At 40.7% G+C, this 9,294-nt stretch carries 13 protein-coding genes; 8 read left to right on the top strand and 5 right to left on the bottom strand.

The annotated features are described in order from the left end of the window. From pdsS to L1267_RS14655, 3 genes are all read left to right on the top strand, one after another. Window positions 1–1,389: proteobacterial dedicated sortase system histidine kinase (gene pdsS / locus L1267_RS14665; protein ID WP_235383268.1), on the top strand; the 1,389-nt coding region annotated here is incomplete at its 5' end. Between the two features lie 112 nt (window positions 1,390–1,501). Next, window positions 1,502–1,672, top strand: a complete 171-nt coding sequence (locus L1267_RS14660; RefSeq protein WP_158685596.1) for a hypothetical protein — start codon at window positions 1,502–1,504, stop codon at window positions 1,670–1,672. Between the two features lie 50 nt (window positions 1,673–1,722). Further along, window positions 1,723–1,932 carry a hypothetical protein gene (locus L1267_RS14655; RefSeq protein ID WP_054551195.1) on the top strand — a complete coding sequence of 70 codons (210 nt, stop codon included), beginning with the start codon at window positions 1,723–1,725 and terminating at the stop codon, window positions 1,930–1,932. Between the two features lies 1 nt (window position 1,933). Here the strand turns inward: L1267_RS14655 and L1267_RS14650 are convergent, their stop codons facing one another. From L1267_RS14650 to L1267_RS14635, 4 genes are read right to left on the bottom strand one after another with little or no spacing between them, the layout of a single operon-like run. Then, entirely contained in the window at window positions 1,934–2,434 is a 501-nt protein-coding gene (locus tag L1267_RS14650) for a DUF1543 domain-containing protein (protein WP_199526287.1), read from the bottom strand. 8 nt (window positions 2,435–2,442) lie between these two features. Beyond that, on the bottom strand, window positions 2,443–3,786 hold the full coding sequence (locus L1267_RS14645) for a sigma 54-interacting transcriptional regulator (protein ID WP_235383267.1): 1,344 nt from the start codon (window positions 3,784–3,786) through the stop codon (window positions 2,443–2,445). A 2-nt stretch (window positions 3,787–3,788) separates the two neighbouring features. After that, window positions 3,789–4,316: a hypothetical protein gene (locus L1267_RS14640; RefSeq protein ID WP_235383266.1), complete on the bottom strand. Its 528-nt coding sequence runs from the start codon at window positions 4,314–4,316 to the stop codon at window positions 3,789–3,791. A gap of 1 nt (window position 4,317) precedes the next feature. Further along, complete coding sequence (locus L1267_RS14635) at window positions 4,318–5,775, bottom strand: HAMP domain-containing sensor histidine kinase (protein WP_235383265.1); 1,458 nt, start codon at window positions 5,773–5,775, stop codon at window positions 4,318–4,320. Between the two features lie 311 nt (window positions 5,776–6,086). On the opposite strand from L1267_RS14635, the gene L1267_RS14630 reads away from it, so the two are divergent. From L1267_RS14630 to L1267_RS14610, 5 genes are all read left to right on the top strand, one after another. Next, the gene (locus tag L1267_RS14630) at window positions 6,087–6,314 is read left to right on the top strand and encodes an EF-hand domain-containing protein (protein ID WP_135925973.1); all 228 of its coding nucleotides are present in this window, start codon (window positions 6,087–6,089) and stop codon (window positions 6,312–6,314) included. A 9-nt stretch (window positions 6,315–6,323) separates the two neighbouring features. Continuing rightward, window positions 6,324–6,551 (top strand): hypothetical protein, encoded by a 228-nt coding sequence (locus L1267_RS14625; protein ID WP_135925974.1) that lies wholly within the window; start codon window positions 6,324–6,326, stop codon window positions 6,549–6,551. A 251-nt stretch (window positions 6,552–6,802) separates the two neighbouring features. Further along, window positions 6,803–7,036, top strand: a complete 234-nt coding sequence (locus L1267_RS14620; protein WP_138558372.1) for an EF-hand domain-containing protein — start codon at window positions 6,803–6,805, stop codon at window positions 7,034–7,036. Window positions 7,037–7,040: 4 nt separating this feature from the next. Further along, complete coding sequence (locus tag L1267_RS14615; protein WP_135925976.1) at window positions 7,041–7,274, top strand: EF-hand domain-containing protein; 234 nt, start codon at window positions 7,041–7,043, stop codon at window positions 7,272–7,274. A gap of 92 nt (window positions 7,275–7,366) precedes the next feature. Continuing rightward, on the top strand, window positions 7,367–9,007 hold the full coding sequence (locus L1267_RS14610) for an amidohydrolase (protein WP_199526291.1): 1,641 nt from the start codon (window positions 7,367–7,369) through the stop codon (window positions 9,005–9,007). On the opposite strand, the gene L1267_RS14605 is transcribed toward L1267_RS14610, so the two are convergent. Further along, the gene (locus L1267_RS14605) at window positions 9,004–9,240 is read right to left on the bottom strand and encodes a uroporphyrinogen decarboxylase (protein WP_235383264.1); all 237 of its coding nucleotides are present in this window, start codon (window positions 9,238–9,240) and stop codon (window positions 9,004–9,006) included. The genes L1267_RS14610 and L1267_RS14605 overlap by 4 nt on opposite strands. Window positions 9,241–9,294: the final 54 nt, after the last annotated feature.

Raw genomic sequence — 9,294 nt, 5'->3', positions numbered from 1 at the left:
AACCTGCAAAATCCCAATGATATCGGCTCTGTTTTGGTGCCTTCGCCAGAAATTAACCGTATTTTGAAAGGCATGGGCCACAGTGGTAGTCGAATTTGGGTCGTCGATAACCATCATCGTGTACTTGCGCAATCAGGCTCAATTCATCATGCCGATGGCGTGTGGGCAGACGGCCTAAAAGAGGAGCCCGCAACAACCTGGTGGCAACGCTTTGAGCAAGATTACTTACACCCACTTTACTATAAAATTTTAACTCGCCCAGAAAATGAGTTTATTGATACCTTACATGATGTCGCAGCGATGCAAGGTACTCACATAGCCAGTGCTTTAAATGGGAAACCTGCATCATCATGGCGCTTAACTCCAGATAACAAAGCCGTTATTTTATCGGCGGCCTACCCTATTTGGATCCAAGATAAAGTCATTGGTGCAGTAATCGCAGAAGAAACCACCAACGGTGTGCGCACCCTACGTAATAAATCGTTAGAGAAGCTCTTTAATGTCATTTTAGCGGTGATGCTTGTTGGCACTGTGACACTGTTCTTTTTTGCTTCTAGAATTTCTAGCCGTATTCGCCGCTTACGTGACAATGCCGAGCAAGCTATTGATGCTCAAGGGCGGATCACCGGCAAAATTACTTATGCCGATTCGAATGACGAAATTGGCGACCTTTCTCGCAGTTTTGCTAACATTGTTAGTCGCTTAAGTGGTTATACTGATTACTTAGAAAATATGTCATCGCGACTCTCCCATGAACTTCGTACACCAGTTGCTGTTGTGCGGTCATCGCTTGAAAACCTACAAATGCAGCCGCAATCTGAACTGAGTCAAAAATACCTCGACCGTGCCAGTGAAGGGGTTGAGCGGTTAGGTAAAATTATTACCACCATGAGTGAAGCAACGCGCCTTGAACAAAGTATTCAAAATGCCGAGGCAGAAGAGTTTGACCTGACCAAGGTGATCACCGGCTGCATGCAGGGCTATCAAATAACCTATGGTGAAAGTCTATTTACCTTGTCGCTTGATAAAGAGCCGTTAAATGTCAGCGGCGCACCAGAATTTATTGCGCAATTACTCGATAAGCTCATCAACAATGCACTTGAGTTTAAAACCCCGCAAAGCACAATTTCCGTGAGTTTAACCAAGCAAGATCAACACGCAGTACTAACAATTAGCAACCAAGGTCCTCTATTACCTGATGGATTAGTTGAACATATTTTCGACTCAATGGTCTCAGTGAGAAGTCAGCAACATCAGCAGCAGCCCCACTTGGGTTTAGGTCTTTATATTGTAAGGCTTATTTGCGATTACCATCACGGTAAAGTATTAGCAGAAAATTTAGATGATGGCACAGGTGTTGTGTTTACTGTGGAACTGCCTATTAAATAAGCACATTTGCGTTACATATGATTACAGTTTAGTGGCGCGATATTCACCGATAATTCAGATTACAGGACGTAACATTTGTAATACAAAAGGCAAATTATTTTTGGAGGGCATCATGCGATCTGGATTACAACGTGAAGAGATTGAGTTCATTATGGGGCTATTTAGCTATAATGAAACAACCGATAAACCAGCGGCTCCAAAAAAGCAGCCTGTAAAAGCTGACACCAAAAAAGTTGATACAGCGCAATATAAAGCAAACTACAAAGCAACTTATTTGACCTAGCTAAGGGTAGCTCATTACAATGGCGCACCTTTGGAATATAACGCCTTGTAATGAAAAAACACTCACCTAAAAAAGAACTGATTTTACTGCCCGTTTTGTTCGTGGCTATTTTACTTTGTGTTGCAGGTCACTTCCTACTCCAGCCTAACTACCAAGACAGCCATACCGTTGAGTATTTACTCGCTGCACTGCCATTTGCCTTATTTGGGTTGGTGATTATCGCCTTTAAAGTTGCCAGTAAAAACGATAACCAAGAATAGCTTAAAGCACGTGATAGCCAAACCAATCGGGCTTCATTGCTTGTGCTTGCCCGCTTGGCGTTAATTTGATTGATAAGTTGCTATCTAACAAATCAATCGCAAAACAATCGTCTACATCGTGTAAATCATCTTTATGAAGATGAGTCATTCCAGCCAATAAAGACTCTTTAGCGCGTTGCTTTGCTTCTTCACTGCTACGCGCAACGTACAATGCAAAATCATGTTGTTCAGCAAGGCTATCTGCTCGGTAAGCACCTAAATTTACAAAGTATAGTTTTTCAGCTTGGTGATGCTGGGTATCAACCACTTCGACCTGATAGCCATCAATATGCTGAATTTGCATATAGCTATCCATGTGCACATTGCTTTTATCACCCACCCATTGTGCTTTAAGTTTTGAATAGGTTTGTTCAATGTTATCGCCTACGACAAATCGAACGTCGTGCATTTCAATGTGGCAACCTTGAATACGACCGCCCAGATAGACTAAAAAAAGCGCCATGTTTTTCCTTATATTAAGCTTTCAACATTAATGTTGTGCTTTTTAATTAATTTATAAAAATCTGAGCGATTACGTTTCGCAAGTTTTGCGGCTTCGGCAACATTACCTGCTGACATCTTTAGCGTATTAATTAAATAATCTCGCTCAAATTCTTTTTTTGCATCATTTAACGAAAGCGGTTCAGCAATACTAATATTACTGTTTAATGCACTCTCTACCAACTGAGCTGCAATCACTTTACCCGGTGTAAGAGCTACTACCTGCTCAATCACATTCTGTAATTGACGAATATTACCCGGCCAGTCATAGCGAACCAGTGCATGCATCGCATCGTTGGCAAACTGCTTTTGCTCTTGCCCCATACGTTTAGCAATAAGACCTGCAAAATGCTGTGCTAGCAAACTAATATCTTCTCGGCGTTCACAAAGCGGAGGCAGTTTTAAGTTCACCACGTTTAATCGGTAATATAAATCTTCACGGAACTGCTGATTATTGATTGCCTCAGGGAGGTTCTTATGGGTCGCCGACACCACTCGCACATCAATTGGGATCTCTTCTTGAAAGCCCACAGGACGAATGGTTTTCTCTTGTAAAACCCTCAGCAGTTTTACTTGTAAATTTAGCGGCATATCACCAATTTCGTCTAGAAAAAGGGTACCACCTTGTGCTTGTTGAAACAAACCTTGATGGTCTTTTACTGCACCTGTAAACGCGCCTTTTTTATGCCCAAATAATTCCGACTCTAAAAGCTCCCCCGGCACAGCGCCGCAGTTAATTGCCACAAATGGCCCGTCACTAACATGGCTGTGTTGATGTATTGCTTGTGCAAGCAACTCTTTACCTGTGCCGCTGGCACCAGAGATCAACACATTCACTTGCGTTGGACCAAGCAATCTAACTTGTTCAAGTAAATGCAACATCGCCCCGCTACGGGTGACAATATTAGTTTGTGTCGGTGTTTCATCACCGTGTACACCATGAATTTCGATAGCTTTAGCAAGGCTGTCGAACAGCTCATCTTTATCTACAGGCTTGGTAATAAACGCAAATATACCTTGTTTAGTTGCCTCAACTGCATCAGGTATCGAACCATGTGCTGTCATCATAATCACCGGCATTGAAGGATAACGACTTTGTAGCTGACGGTGCAAAGCCATGCCGTCCATTTCATCCATTCTTAAGTCGGTGATCACCGCATCATAGGTTTGATTTTTTAACGCTTGTAACGCCTCAATACCACTTTCGACTGTGCTTACCTGATAGCCTTTAGATTCAATCCGAATAGCCAGTAATTTTAATAAGCTGGCATCATCATCAACTAATAAAACCCGTGGTTTTGTTTCTTCACTCATGATTACTGCTCCTTGGTTTCTTCACGTAGCAGAAGTTGTTGTTCGATAGTCGCAAGCGACGACAAGGTTTTTTCCATTTCATCACTTAGCGCTTGCTTTGCTTGTTTTGCTGCTAAGCTTTGCTGTAAATGTTGCTTTTGCAACCAAAGATACTGCTTTATATCGTCAGGCCAGTAATAGGCGTGATCGCTTTTTTCAAGTTGAGCAAGTGCTTTTTCAGGTTCTGTAGCACTTAACAAACACATTGATTTAAAAAGGCTTTTCAATTCATTCTCACCGACAAAATTTAGCTTTGACGTACTAGCTTTATAACCACCACACTGTGCTGCATGCCAAGCAATCACAGTACTTGCTGGCGGGTAGTTTGGCTCGCTTTTCGGGCGCGGTTTAGGATTAGGTTTTCCTTGCGATGCGACCTGATTATTTTCTGTCTTCACCTCTGCTACGGGCTTCTTTTGCGTTAATGTACAGCCCGTGATAAGCATCGAGCATGCAATGAGGATAAAACTGGCTTTATGTGCTAAGCCCATGTCAGTTAACTCCTTGGGTTAATTGAATTGGTAATTCGGCGGTAAAAACACACCCTTGAGGTTCGTTATCTGTAATAGAGAGTTTGCCATTTAATTGCTCTACGGTTTCTTTAACAATTGTGAGACCTAAGCCACTGCCCATCTCGCTCTGCTGTTTTGCATTTTTGCCTTGATAAAACGCACCAAATACCGCGGCCTTTTCGGAATCATCAATTCCATGTCCTTGATCAATAACACTGATAATAAGTTTGCCATGTTTGAAATTCGCTTTAATCGTGACACAGCCTTGTTCAGGCGAAAACTTGATTGCATTAGAAGTGAGTTGGATCAAGATCATTTCTAGTAACTCAATTGAAATATAAAGTGCTTTTTTAGGCAGCTCATCAACCCATAACAGTGATTGTTCACGTGCAACTAGACGATGTTCAAAGTGACGCTCAATCTTATCTTTTATGGCGGCAAAACTAAGCTCAGTCACTGTCTCTTTACTAGTACGAATCGCATTATAACTAAGTAAACTTTCTATCATTGCTCTAAGTCGCACCATGCTTTGGGTGATTAGCTCAAGGACTGCTTTTTGTTCATCATTAATAGGGCCAACAATTTCATCTGTTAATAGATCAGTTCCTTCAACCATTGAAGCAAGTGGGGTCTTTAACTCATGAGTTACATGACGTAAAAATGTATCTTTTTGCTGCTCAAGCATATGTAGCTGCGCTTGAACCCATTCAAGTTTGTTGCCAAGTTCAACTAACTCAGACGAGCCTCGGACATTTATTTTTTGCTGCCAATGGCCTTGACCTAGCTTATCAATCACGCTCGTTAGCTCTCGTAGACGACCACTGATCCGCCATAAAAACCCTCCGCCTACGAGTAGAGTCAAAGGAATAAGTGCTACTAACCAGTTAATAAAAGATGTTTGCAATGCTTTTAATTGCTGCTGGTTTTTAGTTATACGTAATTCGTTTTGCTCTCTAAGCCAATTGGTTTGCTCACTAATTAACTTACTTGCGGGGGCAAATAACTCACCATCTTGCTTTTGTTCAAATAAAAGATGCTGCTGTGCAAATTGCAGTACCTCAGCTAATTGACGCCACTGCAAAATATAATCAGCCGTAGGACTTAAAAAGATCAGTTCATCAATACGCTGAATTGATGAACTCCACTTATTTTCAATTAATGTATCTAAAGATTCACTCTTGAGTACCCAATTTTGCCGCGTTGCTCTTTCAAGGCTATTTAAGTCTTGCTTTAAATTGTTAAATACCTTAGTGATTTCATCATTATCACCCACAATTTCTTGCGTAACAGCCAGCTGTTTATTCAGTGCGTTTAAAAACAAAATCACCACTAAACACAATGGTAATAAGGAAAGTAAAATACTACATACAAACTGACCAATTAGGCTTGGTCGCCAGCTTAAACACTGTTTGCACTTAATTACTATGCTACTTTGCATACTTACCCTCATAAGAAACGCTGGCATTCATTATTCGTGAATGAACTTAGACACTCGCTGAATCCGAACTGAAAAAAGACAACTTACTGCCTAAATCAGGCGCAACGTTGCTATTTTGCAACAACACAACCAATTGAAAATTAAGATAAAAAAATAAAAACCAATAATTACGTTGCAAAAAAGACACATTACTCTGTAACTATTTCGTACCCAATAACAGCAAAATAACATAAATCATTGATAAAAAAGAAGAATAAAAGTTGGCACTGTTATTGTATTAGCACTTACAAATAAGTTTATTAGGACAGCAAATGAAAACGAGGACCTACACACTAGCCGTGCTGTTGAGTGTAATTTCAATGAGCAGTAATGCATTTGATTTAAAAGATACATTCAATGAATTAGATAAAGATAGCAATGGTTTTTTGAGTGATGCTGAAGCATCTGAAGACGCTTTATTACATGGAAACTTCACTCAAATTGATAGCAATCAAGATGGTCAAATTTCATTTGCAGAGTTTAAATCATTTATTAATTAGGAGTGTGTGATGAAACAACTTTTTGCAGCATTCTCGTTGATGTTTTTAGTTATCAGTGCCACCGTTTTAGCATCGCAAATGGATGTGCGTTTTGCGAAATTTGATACCAATGCCGATGGCGAAATTTCATTAACAGAAGCAACCAAACACGATAACTTACTTAAGCAATTTGCCGATCTGGATGAAAACGGCGATCAAGTTCTGTCTGAACAAGAGTTTGAGAAATTCAAACCTTAACGGCTTAAAGTGCTTGCCATAATCCCAGAGGGAATGTGTAAACGGATTTAAATTTTGGGACTTAAATTATGGCAAGCACTTTTACCAAAGCGTGTTGACCTTTGTGGATTAAAATTTGTTCACTCTGGGGACGATTCAATCGTGGCGCGAGATTTGTAACCTAGTGGGCTAAGTAAAAATCGAGCAACAAAGAGTTAATCGCCCCTAGGAAGAACCCGAAGGGCAGCGCGCCCTAATAAAGGAGAGTAATTATGAGAATTTTCTGGCTTGCTTCATGTACCTTAATTACTATAAGCTTCAACAGCTTAGCATTGGATGTAAAACAGCGCTTTGATCACCTAGATAAAGATAAAAACGGCTTTTTATCTTTGGAAGAACTTTCATCTCAACCGCATTTAAAAAAGCATATGGCGCAGTGGGATGAAAATAAAGATCAACAAATATCGCTTCTTGAATTTAAACACTACTTAACAAATAAGAGTTAAAGCAATGTCAAAATTAACCTTTGCCAGCCTCGCAATGTGTTGCGTATTTAGTACAATCAGTGTCGCTGCAGATAGTATTGGTGAAAAATTTAAACAACTAGACCGTAATGAAGATGGCTTCTTGAGCCGCTCAGAATCTGCTCGAGATCCAGCTTTATGGTCTCGGTTTAGTAATTACGATAATAATAAAGATAACAAGCTATCTCTCTCAGAATACAAGGCTTATGCCAGTAAATAGCCGTTATTTTTAGTCGAAATTTTCTTCTGTGAGTTGCAGTTTACTGCAACTCTGATACTGTTTTCATACATTAAAAAAATAATTAAAAGATTATGAAACTTATCATCAGCCTACTGGCAACAGCTTCACTGAGTTGTTTTGCCAACACCACAGTTATCTACAATGTAAATGGTTATACACCAACCTACCAAGGTGAAACCCAACACTTTTCAGCACTGGTTTTTAAAGACGGTAAAGTCGTAAAAACTGGCGATGACTCAATTAAAAAAAGCTTCCCTGACGCTACCACTATTGATGGCAAACAAGCCACTCTTTTACCTGGTTTAGTCGATGCTCATGGTCATGTGATTGGTTTAGGTAATAATCTGTCTCAACTTGATGTCAGAAATACCCGTTCAGCAGATGAGGTTGGCAAAATGCTGGCTGAATTTGCTAAAGATAAACAAGGCTGGATCATTGGCCGCGGCTGGAACCAAGAACAATGGCCCGGCGGACAGTTTCCAACCGCTGCTGATTTAGACAAATATGTAAAAGATAAACCCGTGGTACTTTCTCGGGTTGACGGCCATGCGGTCTGGGTTAACTCAAAAGCAATAGAATTAGCTGGGATATCTGCAGCCACCGATTCACCTGCTGGGGGAGAAATCATCAAACTGACTTCAGGTGAGCCATCAGGCGTATTTATTGATAAAGCCGAAACGCTTATTACAAAGCATGTACCAAAAGTAAGCCATGCCAGCATTAATACAGCATTAGACAATGCTGGTGAGCATTTACTAAGTTTGGGGATCACCTCAACCCATGATGCTGGTATCGATTATGATACATGGCAAGTATATAAGCAGCGTTCTGAGCAAAATACCCTGCCAGTTAGAATCGTCGCCATGCTTAGTGCCGCCGATCCTAAGCTAGAAGCCATGCTTAAAGCTGGTCGTTATAAAGATATGAACGACATGCTGTCTATTCGCAGTGTCAAAGTATACGCTGACGGTGCCTTGGGTAGTCGGGGTGCCGCTCTAATCGAAGAGTATGCAGATCGTAAAAATCATCATGGCTTAATGCTTGAAACCCAAGAGAAACTTGAACAATTATTTAACCTGAGTTTTGCTCATGGCTTTAGTGCGAACACCCACGCCATTGGTGATAAAGCCAACCATGTAGTGTTAGATGCTTACGAAAATGTGTTTAAAAAATCAGGAGGCATTTTACTGCGTAACCGCATTGAACATGCACAAATTGTTGCCCCTGATGACATTCCTCGCTTTAAGACACTAAAAATTATTCCATCAATGCAACCCGTTCATGCAACCTCTGATATGCATATGGCTGAGCAGCGTTTAACTGAGAAACAACTTGAAGGGGCTTACGCTTGGAAAACCTTTTTAGCGCAAGGTTCAGTAATTGCAGCGGGTTCTGATTTTCCTGTAGAGCTTGCCGACCCATTTGATGGTTTATATTCAGCCATTACACGAATGGATCACAATCAACAGCCTGAAGGCGGCTGGCGTCCTCAAGAATTATTATCTCGCGATGAAGCGCTGCGTGCTTTTACTTTAGGTGGTGCTTATGCCGCACATCAAGAGTTTAAAGTTGGTAGCTTAGAGCAAGGCAAATGGGCTGACTTTATTATGATTGATAAAGACTATTACAAGGTGCCTGTATCAGAAATTCACGATATTAGCGTTACTCAAACTTGGATTGCAGGCGAGCTTAAATATAAAAAAGAGGATTAAGGGTTTTTAGCGTCAGTTTTTTGCTGACGCTTTAACTTTATGATGTGGTAAATATTTACAAATGCCAGTAAGCCATTGGTGAAGGCCACCGGAACGGCACCAATTGCAAGACCATAAAAGGTAAAAGCAATACAGCCTGCTAGGTTGAACCAGCGGAGCTTTACCACATCACTCATCGTCAAAGAAGCAACTAACAGTGCAGATGCTAAATAGCCTAAATATTCCCAACTCAATTGTTCTCTCCTAGGCTTTAGGTTAGCATTGGGGCTTGTCATTTTTTTTGACGC

This window comes from Pseudoalteromonas sp. OFAV1 (genome assembly GCF_021532595.1).
Lineage (GTDB): Bacteria > Pseudomonadota > Gammaproteobacteria > Enterobacterales > Alteromonadaceae > Pseudoalteromonas > Pseudoalteromonas lipolytica_C.
Note: the sequence above shows the minus strand (reverse complement) of the source record. Positions and strands in the feature narration are given on the sequence as shown.